This is a genomic window from Desulfothermus naphthae (assembly GCF_054657475.1).
On record NZ_BAAHYQ010000002.1, the window covers coordinates 361,607 to 381,679 of the forward strand.

Genomic DNA, 20,073 nt, shown 5'->3' on the forward strand with positions numbered 1-20,073 from the left:
AGGCTTCCTTAATTTTTTAAGGAAGCCTTAAATTGCTGAAAAAATTATGATAAACTGTTCATTTCCTCAATTTTTTATCTTTTGATGGGCCTACCAGGACTTGAACCTGGGACCTTCCGGTTATGAGCCGGTGGCTCTCCCAACTGAGCTATAGGCCCATCGCGGTGACAAGATTCATTATTTATTTTTTTCCCTGAAAAAAGTCAAGGATTTTTTTAATTCTCACCCCCAACTAAAAAGAATTTTGGAAGTTCTTCAAATATAAAAATATTTTTAAAACCAATTAGTTCCATCTGATTTTTTACTATATCTGGAGTGTATCTATTATTAATTGGTGGACCTTCCTTCATTTCTTTCTTTTTCCAATCAACTACAAAGATCTTTCCTCCCTCCCTTAAAATTCTTTTGCATTCTTTTAAAATAGCTATTGGGTCTTCAAGCTCGTGGTGTAGTGCTATCATAAAACATAAATCAACACTTTTATCTTTTAAGGGAATAGATTTTTCTCCACTTAGGACAGGAATAATGTATGGATATTTGGGGACCAGATTATCCTTTATCCACTTAATCATTACAGGGGATATATCACAGGCATAAGCCTTTTGTACATTCAGGATTTCAGCAAACTTCACTGTAAAAAAACCTGTGCCTGCACCCACATCTACAATGGTCTGAACATTTTTTAGATGCAATAAATTTACAATTAATCCTGGGGGAATATCCTTAAGCCTTCTGGGATTATTTAAGACTTCTAATTTTTTTGGATCAAATTTTTTCTTATTCATATATCAAGATTAAAATTGATTAGAAAATGGGTTCACTGGTAAAACACATACACTTCTGAAAAAATTATCAATTATTGGCGAATTTGTAAAATGTAGGGGCAATTCATGAATTGCCCCTACATGGTTGTAACCACCCATATATTTTCTAAACCATAAAATACCATCAATATGATTTGGCATTATTACATATTCCAAATAATTTTGAATACATATGTCCATGGCAGTGTTCCAAACACCAGAATAGGCAGATAAATATACTGCTCAAAAATCCTTTGGGGGAAGATATGATCAGGGTGCAATTATCAGATAATTAACGAAAGGAACTGGAAAATTTTCGTCGTCAGGCATCATCAAAAGATTCAGAAAAAGCGCTTGCTTATTGTGCTTTTGAATGCCTAGGGGAAATCTGTACCTCAGATAGCTAAGCTCATTAAGCGCCATCCACGCACTGTTAGAGATTGGATAAAACGTTACATAGCTTAAGGCATCCAAGGATTTAATTGGAAATTTTCACCATGCAGGCCAAAAGATAAAAGGCAAAAAAATAATGGAATATATTGAACAATAATTTCAGATTCCCCCTTTAATGCATGGGTTTCAGTGTTAAAAGCTTTAAATATTTATGCAGTTATGTTTATATGTCATTTATAATAAAAAAGAATGCAAATGATTTTAGTTGATGCTTAAAAAATATATAATTTATTGAAAATACTTCATAAAATATTTGAAATAATTGTAAGTAAGCCTCACACATGATGCTTTGTGGTATGTAAATCCAGATGGAGGCCTTGATATGGTTAAATTTATGCGAGCATTTCAGGAATTTTTCAGGGAATACAGCGAGAGCTGGGTTGAGAGGTTTCAATAGCCAAAGGTTTATCTCAAACCTCTGAGTATATGAACAGATGTGGTGCAGATGAAGGACACCTTGTGATATTTGACAAAACCAAGGTCAAATTATGGGATAAAAAGATATTTGAGAGAAGGGAAATTACAATGGCAAAGAAATATGGGTGTGGGGGCTGTGAGTCTATTTTTCCACTTGGCAAAAGGGAAATATCCGTCTATAGTCATTAAAAAATAAATAGAGGAGTGATAAGTCATGTATTCAGAAGAATATTTGCAAACCAGATTAGAAAAAAGTTCAAAATATGTATTAGATGAAGAATTGGCAAAAATTGTAAGGGTTTCAATGGCACTTGAGATGCCCCTTCTTTTAAAGGGTGAGCCAGGAACAGGTAAGACCATGCTTGCCCATGCAATTGCTGAAGCCTTAAATATGCCCCTTATTGTATTAAATGTAAAATCATCAATGAAGTTGATAGATGCCTTATATCAATATGATACCTTGACCCGTTTAAATGATAGTAGATTTGGAGATTCAAAAAGGGATGTGAGTAATATTGAGGAATACATTAGAATGGGAAAGATCGGCCAGGCCTTTGTAAGTGATAAGCGGGTGGTTTTATTGATAGATGAAATAGACAAGGCAGATTCAGACTTTCAAGACGACATGCTAGATATTTTAGACCAGATGGAATTTGATATAATTGAAATAGACAAAAAAATAAGAGCAAAACACAGGCCAGTTATAATAATTACTTCTAATGCCAAAAAAGACCTTTCTGAACCCTTTTTAGGAAGGTGTAATTTCCATCATATTGCCTTTCCTTCAAAGGATATGATGAGAAAGATAATAAGGGTTCATTTTCCAGATATATCAGACAAACTCCTTGAAAATTGTATTAGCTGTTTCTATAAAATGAGGGAACTTCCTTCTATTGAGAAAAAGCCAGCAACAAGGGAACTTATTAATTGGATACGTGCCCTTATGACAGACCCTGACTTTAAGCCCTCTAAGTTAAAAAAGGATGTACCTTACCTTGGGGTGCTATTTAAAAAAAGCAGGGACCTTGAAATAGCAAAAAACAGTATAGCAAGGATAAGGGCATAGGATATGTTTGTGGATTTTTTTTATTTGCTTAGGGAAAATGGGATTCCAGTTAGTCCAACTGCCTTTTTAAGGCTCCAAAAGGCACTATATCTTGGGATTATAAACTCTTTATTTGATTTTTATACAGCAGCAAGAAGCATATTGATAAAGTCAGAAAGGTATTTTGATCTCTATGACAGACTTTTTGCCCACTATTTTGAGGGTAAGGAATTTGTAAAAACAGAAGGTGTGGAACTTTCTGATACCATTAAGATGTTGCTTAGAGAGTGGTTAAAAGAGCCAAAATTACTTGCAGATGCACTGGGGATTCCTGAAGACCAGCTCAAAAAAATGACTCCAAAGGAATTGGAGCAATATTTTTTGGATAGGCTCAGGGAACAGACAGAAGAGCACCACGGAGGCAATCGCTGGATAGGGACAGGTGGTACATCTCCTGTTGGCCACTCTGGATTTCACCCTGGTGGGATGAGAGTTGGTGGTGTATCAAGAAACAAATCAGCAATTAAGGTTGCCTTAGAGAGGCGATATAAAGACTATAACAGAGAAGGACCACTTACCACATCTCAAATAGGAGAGGCATTGAGGCAACTCAAAAACCTTCAGCCAGTTGGTCCAAAGGACCAGCTAAATATCCCTGAGACAATCAGAGAAACAGTTAAAAATGCAGGGGAAATTGAATTAGTATTTGAGAGATCCTTAAAAGACAAACTCAAGGTGGTTCTTGCTATAGATAATGGCGGCTGGTCTATGGATCCTTATGTGGAGATGGTTCAAGTATTATTTGATTATGCAAAAAATCAGTTTAAGGATTTGAAGGTTTTTTATTTCCACAATACAATTTACGACTATCTTTGGGAGGATCCACCAAGGATAGAGAGACCTTATAAGGTAACGGATTTAGTAAAATTAGACCCAGATACCAGATTCATAATAGTTGGAGATGCCTCAATGGCGCCTTATGAGCTTTTAGTTCCTGATGGCTCTATTTATTTTGGTGAGAGGTCAGGCATCCCTAGCATTGAGATCTTAAAATTTATCAGAAAGACATTTAAATATAGCGTATGGTTAAATCCAAAGATGGAATACCAGTGGAAATATACCCAGACTATATTGCACATTAAAGAAATATTTCCAATGTTTGAGCTTAGTTTAAGGGGACTGGAGAAGATGGTTAAGTATTTGTCCAGTTGAGGCTATAGGTAAGGGGTAAATAACCAGCAAATAGAATCCCTTAATTTTTCAAAAAAAGCACGGGAATCCAGCTCATGGAGACTAACCTCTCTAGATTTTTCCAATGTCTGAATAATATGAGAGGTGAGTTTTGTTGCGAGTTTTTTGCAAAATGACTCAACAACCAATTCAAAATTAAGTCGAAGGCTCCTGTTATCTAAATTTGCAGATCCTATTAATGAATAAAAACCATCCAGGACAAATATCTTTGAATGACAAAAAGGTGGAGGTTGGAAATAGACTTTTACCCCATACATTAGCAGTTCCCAGAGCATATTCCTTGTGGCCCAATGAACGTAGGGAATGTTGTTTTTTTCAGGAAGTATTATTTTTACATCAACTCCCCTCAAAGCTGCTGATTGGAGTGCCCCGATTATTTCCCTATTAGGGAGAAAATAAGGACTCATGAGGTAAATATATTCTTTTGCCAGTGAAATTGCACCGACCAGGAGGATGGTTAAGGAATTTAAGTCATCATCTGGGCCAACAGTTATGCATCTACAAATAGCCTCGCCTTTAGGTTCAGGTGGTAATCTTTGTTTTTTTATTTTCTCACCTGTACAAAAAAACCAATCATTTATAAATATTTGTTCAAGCTGTCCCACTATAGGTCCCGTTATTTTAAAATGAATATCTTGAATCTTATTTCTTTTTTTATATTGAGAGATTATGTGTTTGTCTCTAATATTAATTCCTCCTGTAAAACCCACTTTTCCGTCAACAACCAGTATTTTTCTGTGATTTCTCAGATTTATTAGAGGAGAGAAAGGATATATTCTTGGAGGAAGAAACCTAGTGAAAGGTATGTTGTTTTTTCTTAGATAGGGGCCAATGGTTGGATAAGAATACCACTCTCCAATACCATCAACAATTACCCTTACATCCACTCCTCTATCTTTAGCTTGTTTTAGTGCTTCTACAAATTGCTTTCCAATTTTTCTTCTTTCAAATATATAGGTTTGCAAAAAAACAGATTCTTTAGCATGTTTTATTTGATATAACATAGAAGGATATGCATCATCTCCATTGTGTAAAATCTCAATATTATTATCAGAGACAAGGGGAAATTTTGATATTGAATCAGAAATCTTTGCAATTTGATGAAAATCAGAAGGCATTACAAAAAATCTATAAGAAGAATTGAGGAATTTGTCCTTGTTATTGATTAGAACCAAGTCATTATTAATTACATCAGGCCAAAACCACCTTATTTTTTTTGCCTTTAACTTGACCCTATTTATCCCAAACAAAAAATATAGAATTGGTCCAATAGGAGGCAGCATTAAACATACAATTATCCATACCCAAGCCTCCCTTGGATCTTTTTTATAAAAAAGTGCATGAAGGGCACTTGCGACTTGAAATAAAAAAATAATTAAGGCAATAAAATAGGTAACAACGTCCATATTAAGTATGTGGGTTACATGTAAGTGTTTTTCTGGTCAATTTTTATTGAATATTCAAAAACTTAGTAAGACTTTTTCGTTGTGTCAAGAAAAACCAGCTAATTTCAGCGATTCTCGGTGAGGGACAAATTAGATCATTTTAGATGTTTTATCTCCTTCTTTCAGATTCAAAAAACTACCTTCTATTAAAAATTTAAGAAAATTTGATACCTAAAATTTGCAACATAAAGCAATATTTTACTTGATAAGATAGTGAATTAATGGTATAAAGTGTTTCTAATACGAAGTATTAGGAGGCACTGATTCTATGCGTAGATTTCATGTTAAATTCACTGAAAAAAATCTTACAGGCAACGCAGGACTGGTATTGCTGGGCCTGTTTGCTGACAAACTGAAGCTTCCCAAGATGCTTGAGCAACACATTACTATTAAGGGGGGAGCTAGCGCACAGTATAAGGTTTCAGACATTATCATGATTTTGATGATGGCAGTGTTAGCCGGGGCTAAGCATATGAGCCATGTATTTATCCTTAGATCTGATTTAGCATTGAGGTCGCTTTTTAAATGGGAAAGGTTTCCTGACGATACTACCATTAGTCGGGTTTTTAAGTTGTTTAATCTCCGACATTGCAATGAACTCTCCGATGTAGAAACAAAAGTGCGCAAAAAGGTTTGGGGTAAAAAATGGTTTGGCCGCATCACTTTAGATTTGGACTCTACTGTGCGTGGAGTGTATGGGAAACAGGAAGGTGCCGAGAAGGGTTACAACCCCAAGAAGCCAGGACAAAGAGGATATCATCCGTTACTTTGCTTTATTGCTGAGACGCGGGAATGTCTTCACAACTGGTTTAGAGCCGGAGATGCTTATTCTGCCAATGGTTGTGTAGAGTTTATGCAAGAGTGCTTTGCCAAGCTTCCAAGGAGAGTCCGGAAAATTATTGTACGTGCAGATTCCGCCTTTTTTAATGGAGAACTCTTAGACTACTTAGAAGAGGCTCATGCTTTGTACTTAATCAAGGTTAAGATGCGAGGACTCACTCAGCTTTTAGAATCTCAGAAATGGCACAAGGTTAGAAATAAACCTGGCTATGAGAAGACCGAATTCACATACAAATGTGAGAGGTGGAAACACCCCCGCCGCTTTGTGGCTATACGTCAAGTAATAGAGAGCAAATTTAATTGCTTTTTTTTCAGTATTACAAGGACCGAGTATGATTATTTTTGTTACGTAACAAATATGAACTTGAGTCCCTGGGACGTCCACAGGTATTATTGCCAACGGGGTGCGAGTGAAAACTGGATTGAATGGTGCAAGGGGCAGATGGCCTCTGGAAGCATTTTGACACAGGATTTTTGGGCCAACTCCGCCATATTCCAGACCTGTATTCTGGCTTACAATCTACTGGTTTGGATGATGTGGCTCAACGATGAAGATGGTTTTAGAGAAGAGCCCAACACAATCCGCATGTTTCTAATCCATGTTCCAGCTCGGCTGATGCATGCGGGACGACAATGGTTCCTTCGATTATCGAAGGATTATTTTTTCAAAGAACGTTGGATAAAGATAGAGGATTCCATCCGGTCCTTACAATTTGCTTAATCTTTTTTTGAGAGCATCCTCCAAAATAGGATTTTGCGTAAGTCCATGTGTAATGGTGTGCCTTTACACACCCCTAAAGAGTACCACTGACCGCAGCTTCTACCTGAAAATGCCTCCCAGGTTACAATGAGGGAGACATATCTTTTAACATAACAGCTCAATATCTAGTTATCTCTCTCCATAACAACCGCTTGCTTACGCTTGAACTGTAATTGCAGATTTTAGGTTTACGTTTTTTAGAGAAGCCTAAATCATTGCAAGTTCTTGAGTTTTAAATCCAAAAGAGGAGTATTTGGTTTTAAGCAATTCTTTGATAAGAGCAAGTTGTCTGTCTTTTCTGAGGTAAGGAGCAGGGACCTTATGGTTAAGGTGGTCAAGAACAGGTTTTGAAAACATGTTCGGTTCAATCTCACATAATGAGGAGAGATCAACGTCAGCACAACAATGGAGGAATTTGTTATTGGCATCAAGACCTTTCCATAAATAGGCCTATAGATAGAGAACAGGTTTTTTAAGCCCCAGCGATTTAGGGTTGTTAATGGTGGTTCCTGCACGCCAGTGCCTCGACAATATGTGGTATTTAATTAGAGAAGGCAGGGTATAGCAAGTTTGTAGTTTTAACGAAAGAGTATCTCGGCGATTGGCAGGCGGGTCAGTGAAAATGCGCATAACGCCATTAGAGCGTTTAACAAAGCCCATAGATTTAAGGAAAGAAACAACGCCTCCTTCAGAGAAGAGGTCTAAAATGTAACCCCGAAGGATAACATGATCAAAAGATGTGTAGGAAAACTTGATATTTTTTGAAAATTGAGCGATAAAGTTGTTGTTCACAGGTAATTTTCCTCCTTATGGAATGTGTGTTAATCACCTATTTAGGAAATTACCTGTGAACTTTCAATTTTTTTTCAGGCAAAGTTATGGGACTTATCAATAACTAAGAAACTCATAACACAAACCAACATGCAGTTTTCGGAACTTTAGTTTGTTAATTGTGTGAGCTAAATCTCTCTTTTCTGCATATTGTTCGATTTAAAAGATAAAAACAGGAGCTAATTATGATAAATATTTTGTTTTCCTTTTCCCTTTTTTCTGTCTTAGGATGGATTTTAGAGGTTGTTTATAGGTCATCTGTAAATAAGCGCTTTGTTAATCCTGGACTTCTAAGCGGCCCATATTTAATTTTATATGGATTTGGTGGGCTTATTTTATGCTTTTGTGCAAATTTAATGGATAATACAAACATATTTTTAAAGGCATTAATATATGGTATTATTACTACAACCCTTGAATTTGTCTCAGGAGTAATTTCTTTGAAGCTATTTAATACCAGACTCTGGGATTATTCTGATAATAGATTTAATTACAAGGGATTGATTTGTCTTAAATTTTCTATCTATTGGACAATAGGTGCCCTTTTGTTTGATTATTTTATCTATCCAAACTATATAAAATTGTTAGATGTTATTCCTCTCTCAACAAAACTAATTTTTGGAATTGGAGTAATTCTTTGCATGGGGATAGATTTTAACAAGGTATTTGAAGCTCGTTTTTTTGATCCTGATGAAGAAGAAACCCTTAAACAAGAATTCTGGAATTTAGCAGTCGAGTATGTAAAAAATCCAGCTATCTTAAAATTAAATGATTCGCTCCATCACAGGGATAAGACCAGACTTATGCACGTAATTGAAGTTGCATATTTAAGTTTTGTCATAGCCAAAAAGATGTCGCTAGATGTAAACTCAACAATTAAAGGAGCGCTTTTACATGATTTATTCTATTATGATTGGCTAAGGGAAGGACCGAGACTACACGGTTTTAGACATCCAAAGATTTCCCTGGAAAATGCCAGAAAGATTTACTCCTTGTCTAAAAAGGAAGAGGATATTATAAAAAAACATATGTGGCCGTTGACTCCACTGCCCCCTTTATATTGGGAATCTTTTGTGGTAGCTATGGTTGACAGTTTTTGTTCTTTTCGGGACTATATCCCTTGTCTAAGAAGATATTATTTTAAAGATGAAATTAAAGAGCTTATTAATAAAAGTGAGTCTTAGCCGGGCTAATTATTCTGGAGGAAATATTTTATGGCAAAACATATAGGTATAGACCTTGGTTCTACTACAGCCAAGATTGTTGTTTTTGATCAAGATTTAAATCTAATATTTCATAGATACCTGCGACATAGGGCACAGGTGAGGGAAGTGCTAATTTCAGAATTAGAGAAGGTTAAAGAGCTTCTTTCATCTGAGCCTATTTATATATCATTTACAGGTTCTGCTGCAATGGGTCTTTGTGAAGAGCTGAATTTTCCCTTTGTCCAGGAAGTAGTAGCAGCCACTTATTTTATTAAAAATACCTATCCTGATGTTAAGACCTTTATTGATATTGGCGGAGAAGACTCAAAAATAGTGTTTTTTGATAGAGATTTTAGACCTGATATGAGGATGAATGGGGCTTGTGCAGGGGGAACAGGTGCATTTATAGACCAGATGGCTGCGCTTTTAAATGTGTCAATTGAAAAATTAAATGAGCTAGCAGGCAGGGCAAAGAATATATATCCCATTGCCTCAAGATGCGGTGTATTTGCCAAGACAGATGTGCAGGCACTCCTTAGTAGAAATGTGCCAATTGAGGATATTGCAGGTTCAATATTTTATTCTGTTGCCTATCAGGTGATAAGTGGTTTATCCAGGGGTAAATCAATACAAAAAAAGGTCTTACTTGGTGGTGGCCCACTTAGTTTTTGTTCAAATTTAAGAAGGTCCTTTGCAAGTGTAGTGGGATTGGATGAAGGGGATTTTGCCTATGATGAAACTCCATATCTTATTCCAGCAAAAGGAAGTGTAATAGTCCCTTCATCTAGGAATCCTATAAGTTTTAATGAGTTAATAGAAAAGCTAAAAAAGAGCACCTCACATGCCATCTCTTTAAAAAATGCCCATTCTTTGCCCGTATTATTTAAGGATATGGATGAATTTAAAAAATGGGAAACAAGGCATGCCCGTTTTAAAGTGCCAAAAATAGACCAATCAAGGGGTTCTAAGTCCAGACTTTTTGTTGGTGTAGATTCTGGTTCTACAACCAGCAAGATTGTGGTAATAAATGAAAATGGAGAGATCGTTGCAGATTATTACAACTCCAATGGAGGTGATCCCATCTCAACGGTTTGTGAAGGGTTTAAAATAATTGTAGATAAACTTAAATCTCTAAACCTAGCTACAAAGATAGAGTGTGGATGTGCAACTGGTTATGGAGAATCCTTAATCAAGGCAGCTTTTTCTATCCCCCTTGGGCTTGTTGAGACCATGGCGCACTTTCGAGCTGCTTCTTATTTTGAGCCCGATGTTTCCTTTATCCTGGATATAGGGGGCCAGGATATGAAGGCTATTAAGATAGAAAAAGGAGTTATTACTGACATTCACTTAAATGAAGCCTGTTCTTCTGGTTGTGGTTCCTTTATTGAAACATTTGCAAAGTCTTTAGGATATTCTGTGGAAGAGTTTGCAAAAATAGGTATCCTAAGTACATCTCCATATGATCTGGGAATAAGATGCACTGTGTTTATGAATTCCAGAGTCAAACAAGCCTTAAAAGAGGGTGCAAAGATATCGGATATATCTGCAGGGCTTGCCTATTCAGTTATAAAAAATGCCCTTTATAAGGTTTTGAAGCTAAAAGACAAATCATTTCTTGGAGACAAAATAGTAGTTCAAGGTGGCACATTTAAAAATCCATTGGTACTTAAGGCCTTAGAAAATATAATTGAAAAAGAGGTAATCAGACCAGATATTGTAGAGCTCATGGGCGCATATGGGGCAGCACTTTTTGCCCTTGATGAATATAAGAGAGATAGTTCCAGATTTTCTCAAATAGATATATCAGAACTAACTTCTCCAGTTGAATTTGAAACAAAGATTATTCACTGCAATGGGTGTGAAAATAGATGTGAAGTGTTAAAAATGAAGTTTAAGAACAATAAAGTTTTTTATACAGGAAATAGGTGTGAGAGGGTATTTAATAATGAGGTTGGTGAATTTGGTGACAAGGGTAAAAATCTTATAGAAACACAGAGAAAGCTTTTATTTAATAGGAATTTTGAACCAGATGAAGAGTTAATTTTGACGTATGGTATCCCACGAGTCCTTAATATGTATGAAGAATTTCCTTTTTGGTGTACACTTTTAACCAATCTGGGATTTAAAGTGGAACTCTCCTCTCCTTCAACTTTTTCCCTCTATGAGAAAGGAGTTAATTATGTAATGTCTGAGAATGTATGTCTTCCTGCTAAATTGGTTCACGGCCATATATTAGACCTTATTCAAAAAGGAGTGGATAGAATTTTTTATCCAAATGTGGTATATGAATCCCCTGAATTTCCAGATTCTTTAAATACCTATAACTGTCCAGTGGTTACAGGATATCCAGATGTTGCAAAAAGTAGTTTGGTTATTGAGAATTTAGATATCCCCATTGATAGTCCAGCTATTAGTTTTAAAGATAGAGAATTATTGAAAGATCAGCTTTATATATTTTTTAAGCAGTTCAAGATATCTTATAAAAAAGTAGCAAAGGCAGTTGATCTAGCTTTTATGGAACAAAAAAAATACAGGGAAGATTTAAGAAAGATTGGAAAAGAATTGTTAAAAGAAGCAGAAGAGAAAAACAAAAGGGTTATTGTAGTTTTAGGAAGGCCATATCATAATGATCCCCTTATAAATCACGGAATAGATGGCCTTTTGGCAAATTTAGGTGTTTATGTAATGAGTGAGCGGGAATATCCTATAGATGAGAACGAGTCTTTAAAGGATATTAATGTGCTCACCCAATGGGAATATTCTAATTTATTATATGCAGTTTCCAAAAACATATGTAAATCACAATTAGCAGATGCAGTTCATCTAACCTCTTTTGGGTGTGGTCCAGATGCAATTGTAAGTGATGAATTAAAAGAATTATTTGATAGAAATAATAAAATATATACCCTAATAAAAATGGATGAAATAGCAAATCTTGGTGCTGTTAAGATCAGACTTCGTTCAATGCTAGAAGCAACCGCAATACAACACAAAGAGAGGAGATCAAAGTTTAAAAGAGTAAGCAAGCAGCAAAGGGTGTTTCAAAAAACAGATAAGAAAAGAACCCTTATTGCACCCTATTTTTCACCATTTTATTCTCCCCTTGTTCCCTATGCGTTTAAACCCTTTGGATATAATGTAGAAGTTTTGCCTCCCCAGACTAAAAAATCTGTAGAATGGGGACTAAAATCTGTAAATAACGATATGTGTTATCCAGCAATTCTGGTGGCTGGAGATATTGTATGGGCATTTAAATCTGGTAGATATGATCCATCTAATACCGCGGTGATTTTGACCCAGACGGGTGGGCAGTGCAGGGCGTCCAATTATGTGGCCTTGGTTAAAAAGGCTCTTAATTCCATGGGATATAGTGATGTTCCAGTGGTGGCAATTTCAAATGACGAGATAAATCCCCAGCCTGGCTTTGAAATTGATAGAGAAGATTTTTTTAAGAGATTGGGTATGGGTGTAATCTTTGGAGATTGTCTGGCCAGGATGTATTTGGCCATAGTTCCAAGGGAGAGGATTAAAGGGTCTGCCAAATATCTACACACCATCTATTTAAAAGAAATTGGCAAAGGCATAGAAAAGGGAGATTTTGATTATCTTTTAGATGTGCTGGACAGAGCTGTTTTGGAGTTTAACAGACTTCCTCTTTCCAGAGTAAATGTACCTAAAGTAGGTATTGTTGGAGAGATCTTTGTAAAATATAACTTTTTTTCAAATCAAAATATAATTGATTGGCTGATTTCAAAAGGAGTTGAAGTGGAACTTCCGTCAATACAAAATTTCTTTGCTCAGAGATTTATTAATGAATCTTATGACCAGAGGGCCTTATTTAAAAAATCCTTAAAGGACCTTATCCAACACTGGATCTGGGAGCTCTATGCTAGATTTTATCTCCACAAAGTAGAAAGGATATTTAAAAAATTTAGATTTGCTCAAAAAGAACCACCTTTGAGAAAATTGGCTGCATTAACTGAAGATGTGGTGAGTTTGGCAAATCAAGCAGGAGAAGGGTGGCTTCTTACTGCTGAAATGATATCCATGCTAAAAAGAGGAGTAAATAATATAATTTGCCTCCAGCCATTTGGTTGTATCTCCAACCACATAACTGGAAAAGGTATAGAAAATCGCTTAAAGGAATTATATCCAGAACTAAATCTATTGGCCATTGACCTGGATTCAGGGACCAGTGAAGTAAATGTTTTAAATAGACTTCATATAATGCTAACCCAACTGCAGGAAAAAGAAGAAAAAAAGACAAAAAATGGTATATTAAAGGCTGGGATAGATATGATACCAAAAATATGGTTATATGATATGCGGGCTATTAATAATCACATCTTTTTAGACATTGAAAAGTGGAAGACATGGATGTGGAAATTAAGATCCTGGGATAAGACAAAGATAAGACTTAAATAATATGTAGTTTACGCTAAAAAAAGCTTTTTATCAAATTTTACGTTAAATTGAGTCTATCTCCTATTCTCCCTTTCAGAAAGTACCTGGCTAAGGGAAATGTGATTTTAAATGGCCTACTTTAAGGTTCTATTGTCGCTCTTTGTCTAAATCTCTTACGCATCTTTGATTTTTGATTGGGTGTAGCTTTCTTTTTAAAACTCTTTGGAATAATAATTTTTGTTGAGCATATTTTGCTTTTACCTTTTAATCCTCTATCACAAATGACAACCACTTATGAAGACTATAAATTTTATTTTTGTCCTTTTTCTTATTAAAAATGCACTTTTAAAACTTCTACGTAAAACTATCCTTTCTTCTTTAGCTATTTTTCTCAATTTGGAAATAATTTTACACATTAACTTTGTATGTGGCGGAAATGTAATATTTTTTTCCTGAATTTTTTTATGTAATTGAGCAGATATTTCAAATATTTTCTTTACACCATCTTCTTCTATGCGTTTGTCTAAAATGTGTAGGCTTTGATGGAGCACATGGAGGAGACCATCTAAATCTACTTTCTAAACAAAAAGCTTGAAAATATGGATTCTGTGTTCACATCTTTACTGCTTTTGCATCATTTTTTTACGTGTTTTAAACATTTTCTAAAGTATTTTCTGTAAATTATATTTTTTAAGTGTCGATTATGATAGAGATAAAGATAGAAACGAAAAAAGAGTGTCTTGGACTATGGATAAAGAATTTATTTATATTTTTATCCCTCTTAACTTATAATTTTAATTTTGTACCCAACTCCCCTTATTGTTTTTATAATCTCCGCATAATCTCCAAGTTTAGATCTAAGTCGTGTTATGTGAGTATCAACGGTCCTGGCGTACCCATCAAAATCATATCCCCACACGCTATTTAACAGATACTCTCTGCTAAGCACTTTGCCCTGTGCCTTAATAAGTTCTAGAAGTAATTTAAATTCCGTGGTTGTGAGTTTTATTTCCTCTCCATCTATTGTTACTTCCATTTTTCCCTGATCTACAATCAGGGTTTTATATTGCCACTGTTTGGGAGAATATTGGTAGCGTGTCCTTTTTAGTAAGGCCTTAATTCTTAAGATGAGTTCTCTTATGCTGAAGGGTTTTACCACATAATCCTCAGCCCCTAGTTCAAAACCAAGGATTCTATCTAACTCTTCACCTTTTGCAGTTAGAATTATTACAGCAATATCATTGTGGATAGGATTTGTTTTAATTTTCTTTAAAATATCCAGGCCATCCATATCAGGCAACATTAAATCTAATATAATTAGATCAAATCTGGAAGATTCTAAAAGGAAAAGTGCATCTTCCCCTGTTCCACATACAGATGTTTTAAAACCTGCACGTTCTATATTAAATTTTAAAAGCTCCTGAATATCTTCTTCATCTTCTACAATTAATATACTTTTTTTGCCCATAATTTTTTAACGATTATCAAATTGACAATAGTGTTTTATATTTATCCCTTTTGCAATAAAAACACCACTTTCAGCAATATTAGTAGCTAAATCTCCTATTCTTTCAAATCTTCTGGCTATGTTAATGCAATATACAGATCTTTCAATTGCAGGAATTTCTTTAATCATATATGCAATAATCTCTCTAATTATATTGTTATTTAATTTATCTACTATTGAATCCATTTTACAAACATCAATAGCCATATCTGGATCTGGTTTAAAAAATGATTCTAATGCATATTCTAACATTTCCAATGATTTATTTCCCATGTGAGTTAATTCAGAATAAAAGGGTAATTTTGGTTTAAGGCTCAAGATTATTGTTGCTTGAGCAATATTGGCTGTTTCATCTCCAATCCTTTCTAGATCAATAGAAGCCCTCATACATCCTATTATAAATCTAAGGTCTTTTGCAACAGGCCCTTCTAGGGCAAGCAATTTTAAACAGGTCTCATCTATTTTTACTTCAAGATGATTGATTTTTTCATCTCCATCAACGATTTGTTGAGCAAGGTCTGTATCCATATTTTTGAAGGCATATATACAATCCTTTAAAGATTCCTTAACATATGATGCCATTTTTAAGGATAAAGTCTTTAGGTTTTCTAATTCTTTATGAAGATGTGTATACATAAAAACATACTCCTTTTACAGGTTATCTGTGTTCTGTGTGGGTAATCTGTTTGTTAAACTGATCATTTACACAGATCACAGACACCCATTCATCCTTTCATCAACCAAATCTTCCTGTTATGTATTCTTCTGTTTCTTTTTTATTGGGTTTTGTAAATATAACTTCTGTTTTATCCATTTCAATTAATTTTCCCATTAAGAAAAATCCTGTATAATCTGCAATTCTTGCAGCTTGTTGCATGTTATGTGTTACAATTACAATTGTGAAGTTTTTCTTTAGCTCAAAGATTAGTTCTTCGATTTTTCTCGTAGCAATTGGATCTAGGGCAGATGCTGGCTCATCCATAAGAAGTACTTCTGGCTGAACAGCTATTGCCCTTGCAATGCAAATTCTCTGCTGCTGACCACCTGATAGACCCATTGCTGATTCATTTAATCTATCTTTAACATCCTCCCACAGGGCTGCCCTCTGTAGACTTTCTTCCACCCTTTGTGCTATTAGTTCTTTGTCTTTTATTCCCTGAACCCTGAGGCCGTAAGCTACATTTTCAAAGATGGACTTTGGAAAGGGATTTGGTTTTTGAAATACCATTCCAATCTTTCTTCTAAGCTCCACTACGTCCACATCTGGATTATATATATTTTTATTATCAAGGTAAACTTCGCCTTGTACCCGTGTATCTAATATCAAGTCATTCATCCTGTTTAAGCACCTTAAAAAAGTGCTTTTTCCGCAACCAGATGGGCCAATTAAACCAGTTACCTGATTCTCATAAATATCCATTGAGATATCAAATAGGACCTGCTTTTTTCCATAAAAAAAGTTTAGATTTTTTACCTTAATTTTTGTGTTATTGGGCTTCATTTTTTGCTCTGCCTCTATTTTTTCTCCTCAATCTCTTTTGGAATAGTAAACCATACAATACATCCTTTGTCGCTTTCCTTTATAGGGCTCTCAATCCATATTTGTCCACCAAAATAATGGATAATATTTCTGCAGATTGAAAGCCCTAAACCATATCCTGGTGCTTTTGATTTAATGGCATCTTTTGTCTGATAAAACCTCTCAAACACTCTATCTTGTTCTTCAAAAGGAATACCAATACCTCTGTCCTCAATACCTATCTGGTAAAAATCCTTTTGTTCCTTAATCTTTACAGAAATTTCTCCATTTGTATGGGAAAATTTAATGCTATTGTGGATTAAGTTTTTTAATATTGTATATAATTTTTCCCTGTCATATTTGACTTTAAATGATTTATCTATATTTTTAAATTTAATATTCTTCTTTTTTGCTATTTCTTTTAGACTTATCCATACATCCATGAGAATAAGTTTTAAATCAATTGCTTCAATTTTGGTTTTTATCTCTCCTGTTTCTATTTTTGAAATCTCCATTATTCCATTTATAAGCTCTCTCATCTCTTCACAATTTTTTAATATTTTCCTGAGAAAAATTTTTATTTGCTCCTTATCTAAATCTAAATCATCCAGTATTGTTTCAGTATAACCCTGAATAGATGTAAGGGGTGTTTTTAATTCATGTGAGACATTTGCAAAAAAGTCCCTTCTCGTCTTATCCAATTTTTTTTGTTCAGTGATATCATGAAATACCAATATAGCTGTTATTTCTTTTTTGTATGAAATAGGGATTATATTTACACTGTAATACCTTTTTACTAGAGTTACAGGAATACCTCTAATATACTCACCATTTTTTATGGCATTCTCTAGACCTTCAATGAGTTTTGAGTTAATAATTAGGGAAGGTAAGTCTTTTCCTGATGTATCACTAGTAAAATATGTCTTAAATGTCTTATTGGATTTAATGATTTTTCCATATTGATCAACTACTACAATAGGTGCATCTATTCCATCTAGAATGGCCTGAAGTTCTTTTTTTTGATTTGAGATTAAATTTAAATTATTTGTAATCTGAATAGCCATTTTATTTATGGAATTTACCAATTTATCAAATTCTTTTGCTGGAGATTTTGTTATTAACCTGACCTTTTGTCCCTTGCTTAGAGCTTCTGATAAATCTATTATTGGTTTTATCCTTTTCATGATTAATATTATAAAATAGGAAATTATTGCTCCTGAAATTAAAAATGAGAAAGATAATACGTAGATAATTTGAATACTAATATTATTCAAGACACTGTCCACTAATGAATAATATCTGGCTATTCTTAAATAACCTGGATCAAGATTATTAAATTTTACTGATTCTGCATAATATATCAACTTTCTATGGATAGTTCCACTATATCTTACACTGCTTCCATGTCCTGTTCTTCTGGCCATAATTATTTCAGGTCTTGTTGCGTGATTGTCTAATTTACTTAATCTATCTTTTTTGACTTTACTGTCTGCTATAACTTTTCCATCCTTTAATATATAAGTTATTCTATCACCAAGTTTTTCTCCAATATCCTTTATAACATCGTCTATATTGTCTTTATTTATATTTGAATTGTGTAATATATATTTAACCAGGACAAATTCTTTTTTTATGTTTGATATAGCTTCTTTGTTTATTTCAGTTTTTATAATGTTTACAAAATAAATCCAGGGGAGTAAAATAGTTATAAGTAGAACTGTCCAGATAGATAAAATAATTTTTGTTTTAAGAGAAATATTTGATAACATAGATCACCTAAAATTTTTCCTGCTTTTTTCCTCTTAAATAAATTGCAATGAGATTCATTATAAGGATTAATATAACTAGTACCAGGGCTGATCCATATTGCAAGTTTCGTGTTTTTTCTATTTGGGTTCCAGCAGTAGCCAGCACATAGATATGATAAGGCAAGGCCATAACAGGGTCAAAGATTGAATGTGGGAGTTTTGGGGCAAAAAATACAGCTGCAGTATACATAATAGCTGCTGTTTCTCCAGCGGCCCTGCTAAGGCTTAAAATTAGTCCTGTGAGTATCCCAGGAAGTGCAGCAGGGAGGATTACCTTTTTAATAGTTTGCCATTTTGTGGCACCAAGTGCGTAAGATGCTTCCCTGAATGTATCTGGGACACTTGACAGTGCCTCTTCAGCAGTGCCTATTATAACAGGCAACACAAGTATCCCTAAAGTGCAGATCCCTGTTAAAATACTTACCTTAAATTTTAGATAGGTAGCAAAAAAGGCAAGTCCAAATAGTCCAAAGACAATAGAAGGCACCCCTGCTAGATTGTTTATTCCAATTCTAATAAGCCGCAGCACAAAGCCTTCTTTGGCGTATTCACTAAGATATATGGCTGTGCCTATTCCAAATGGCAGGGCAACTATCATTGAACCCAAGCTCAGGATAAAGGTTCCCAAAATACATGGAAATATCCCACCCTTTGTCATCATATCTTTTGGTGGAGAAGTTAAAAATTCCCATGAAATAGCTGAGATGCCATTTTTAACCAAAAAATAGAAAAACAAACCCAGGGCCATGATATTTACATATGCAGATAATCTAAAGATACTAAACACTGCCTTTTCTATAACTTTATTTTCTTTTATGGCCATATTAGGTGCTCCATTAAAGTGTTGCTGTTCCCCTTTGTTTGTATTTATGAGATATATATTCAGCGATCATATTAAAGGCCCATGTAAATAAAAAAAGGACAATACCAATGGCAAATAGGGCATGATAATGCAGACTTTTATAAGGTGCCTCGGCCATCTCTGCAGCAATTGAGGCAGGCATTGGCCTAACTGGATCAAAGATAGATTCAGGTATCATTGCAGCACCGCCTGCCACCATCAATACCACCATTGTCTCTCCAATGGCCCTGGACATTCCTAGGGTAATAGCAACTGAAATACCAGATAGTGAGGATGGAAGTATTACTCTAAGTAGGGTTTGTAGATGGGTTGCTCCAAGTGCAAATGAACCTTCTTTTAGTTCTGTGGGCACACTATAAATTGCATCCTCAGAAATACTGCATATTGTTGGAATTGACATAAATGCCAGCATCAAAGACGCATTAAAAAGATTTAGTCCTGTTGCAAGATCAAAATATTTTTGGAGAAAAGGAGCTACTACAACCATTCCAAAAAATCCAATTACTACTGAAGGGAGGGCAGCGAGAAGTTCTATTAAAGGCTTTAATATTTTTCTGACAAAGGGAGATGCCATTTCAGCCAGATATATTGCTGTCATCACCCCAATGGGAATAGCAATTACAGAGGAAAGCAGGGTAATCAAAATAGAGCCTATAAAGAGTGGAAATATCCCAAAATCTGGAGGATCAGATGTAGGATACCAATATTTTCCAAATAAAAATTCTCCAAAACTTACATGTTTAAAAATAGGTAATCCTTCATGAAACAGGAAAAAGAATATAAGGGCTACAAATGTGATAGAAGTAAAAGCAATTAAAAGAAGAAATGTGCTTATAATCTTTTCTTTTGTCAGGATATTTTTTTTCATTGTGCATACTATATGGATTTAATTTATTTCAAACCAATGGGCCAGAGAATGTAGC

17 protein-coding genes, 1 tRNA gene and 1 pseudogene are annotated in these 20,073 nt (G+C 34.7%); 7 read left to right on the top strand and 12 right to left on the bottom strand.

The window, feature by feature from the left end:
* Positions 1–85: 85 nt before the first annotated feature.
* The 3 genes from ACYQ1E_RS11210 to ACYQ1E_RS11220 all read right to left on the bottom strand — a co-directional run bounded on the left by ACYQ1E_RS11210 (position 86) and on the right by ACYQ1E_RS11220 (position 1,004).
* Positions 86–158: transfer RNA gene (locus tag ACYQ1E_RS11210), tRNA-Ile, on the bottom strand.
* Between the two features lie 57 nt (positions 159–215).
* Positions 216–785: a class I SAM-dependent methyltransferase gene (locus tag ACYQ1E_RS11215; protein ID WP_459879272.1), complete on the bottom strand. Its 570-nt coding sequence runs from the start codon at positions 783–785 to the stop codon at positions 216–218.
* 9 nt (positions 786–794) lie between these two features.
* Positions 795–1,004, bottom strand: coding sequence for a hypothetical protein (locus ACYQ1E_RS11220; RefSeq protein WP_459879274.1), 210 nt, complete (start codon positions 1,002–1,004; stop codon positions 795–797).
* A 189-nt stretch (positions 1,005–1,193) separates the two neighbouring features.
* Here ACYQ1E_RS11220 and ACYQ1E_RS11225 point away from each other — a divergent pair.
* The 4 genes and pseudogenes from ACYQ1E_RS11225 to ACYQ1E_RS11240 form a co-directional block, all read left to right on the top strand.
* Positions 1,194–1,268, top strand: a pseudogene (locus ACYQ1E_RS11225) (helix-turn-helix domain-containing protein); the annotation flags it as partial.
* Positions 1,269–1,682: 414 nt separating this feature from the next.
* Positions 1,683–1,862 (top strand): hypothetical protein, encoded by a 180-nt coding sequence (locus ACYQ1E_RS11230; protein ID WP_459879276.1) that lies wholly within the window; start codon positions 1,683–1,685, stop codon positions 1,860–1,862.
* A gap of 25 nt (positions 1,863–1,887) precedes the next feature.
* On the top strand, positions 1,888–2,739 hold the full coding sequence (locus ACYQ1E_RS11235; protein WP_459879278.1) for an AAA family ATPase: 852 nt from the start codon (positions 1,888–1,890) through the stop codon (positions 2,737–2,739).
* A 3-nt stretch (positions 2,740–2,742) separates the two neighbouring features.
* Positions 2,743–3,930: a vWA domain-containing protein gene (locus tag ACYQ1E_RS11240; RefSeq protein WP_459879280.1), complete on the top strand. Its 1,188-nt coding sequence runs from the start codon at positions 2,743–2,745 to the stop codon at positions 3,928–3,930.
* A 2-nt stretch (positions 3,931–3,932) separates the two neighbouring features.
* Here ACYQ1E_RS11240 and cls read toward each other — a convergent pair whose 3' ends face one another.
* Complete coding sequence (gene cls, locus ACYQ1E_RS11245) at positions 3,933–5,375, bottom strand: cardiolipin synthase (protein WP_459879282.1); 1,443 nt, start codon at positions 5,373–5,375, stop codon at positions 3,933–3,935.
* A gap of 307 nt (positions 5,376–5,682) precedes the next feature.
* Here cls and ACYQ1E_RS11250 point away from each other — a divergent pair, with 307 nt between their 5' ends.
* Positions 5,683–6,975 carry an IS1380 family transposase gene (locus ACYQ1E_RS11250; RefSeq protein WP_459879284.1) on the top strand — a complete coding sequence of 431 codons (1,293 nt, stop codon included), beginning with the start codon at positions 5,683–5,685 and terminating at the stop codon, positions 6,973–6,975.
* 489 nt (positions 6,976–7,464) lie between these two features.
* Here ACYQ1E_RS11250 and ACYQ1E_RS11255 read toward each other — a convergent pair whose 3' ends face one another.
* Entirely contained in the window at positions 7,465–7,806 is a 342-nt protein-coding gene (locus ACYQ1E_RS11255; RefSeq protein ID WP_459879286.1) for a hypothetical protein, read from the bottom strand.
* Between the two features lie 224 nt (positions 7,807–8,030).
* Here ACYQ1E_RS11255 and ACYQ1E_RS11260 point away from each other — a divergent pair, with 224 nt between their 5' ends.
* Complete coding sequence (locus tag ACYQ1E_RS11260; RefSeq protein WP_459879288.1) at positions 8,031–9,029, top strand: putative ABC transporter permease; 999 nt, start codon at positions 8,031–8,033, stop codon at positions 9,027–9,029.
* A gap of 30 nt (positions 9,030–9,059) precedes the next feature.
* On the top strand, positions 9,060–13,475 hold the full coding sequence (locus tag ACYQ1E_RS11265) for an acyl-CoA dehydratase activase-related protein (protein ID WP_459879290.1): 4,416 nt from the start codon (positions 9,060–9,062) through the stop codon (positions 13,473–13,475).
* 254 nt (positions 13,476–13,729) lie between these two features.
* Here the strand turns inward: ACYQ1E_RS11265 and ACYQ1E_RS11270 are convergent, their stop codons facing one another.
* From ACYQ1E_RS11270 to pstC, 7 genes are all read right to left on the bottom strand, one after another.
* The gene (locus tag ACYQ1E_RS11270) at positions 13,730–14,005 is read right to left on the bottom strand and encodes a hypothetical protein (RefSeq protein ID WP_459879292.1); all 276 of its coding nucleotides are present in this window, start codon (positions 14,003–14,005) and stop codon (positions 13,730–13,732) included.
* A 230-nt stretch (positions 14,006–14,235) separates the two neighbouring features.
* Entirely contained in the window at positions 14,236–14,922 is a 687-nt protein-coding gene (locus ACYQ1E_RS11275; RefSeq protein ID WP_459879294.1) for a response regulator transcription factor, read from the bottom strand.
* Positions 14,923–14,928: 6 nt separating this feature from the next.
* A complete protein-coding gene (gene phoU, locus ACYQ1E_RS11280) occupies positions 14,929–15,597 on the bottom strand; it encodes a phosphate signaling complex protein PhoU (protein WP_459879296.1) in 669 nt (222 codons plus the stop codon).
* Positions 15,598–15,697: 100 nt separating this feature from the next.
* On the bottom strand, positions 15,698–16,462 hold the full coding sequence (gene pstB, locus ACYQ1E_RS11285; RefSeq protein WP_459879298.1) for a phosphate ABC transporter ATP-binding protein PstB: 765 nt from the start codon (positions 16,460–16,462) through the stop codon (positions 15,698–15,700).
* A gap of 14 nt (positions 16,463–16,476) precedes the next feature.
* Positions 16,477–18,249, bottom strand: coding sequence for a sensor histidine kinase (locus ACYQ1E_RS11290; RefSeq protein WP_459879300.1), 1,773 nt, complete (start codon positions 18,247–18,249; stop codon positions 16,477–16,479).
* Between the two features lie 7 nt (positions 18,250–18,256).
* Positions 18,257–19,111: a phosphate ABC transporter permease PstA gene (gene pstA, locus ACYQ1E_RS11295; RefSeq protein WP_459879302.1), complete on the bottom strand. Its 855-nt coding sequence runs from the start codon at positions 19,109–19,111 to the stop codon at positions 18,257–18,259.
* 13 nt (positions 19,112–19,124) lie between these two features.
* On the bottom strand, positions 19,125–20,018 hold the full coding sequence (gene pstC, locus ACYQ1E_RS11300) for a phosphate ABC transporter permease subunit PstC (protein ID WP_459879304.1): 894 nt from the start codon (positions 20,016–20,018) through the stop codon (positions 19,125–19,127).
* Positions 20,019–20,073: the final 55 nt, after the last annotated feature.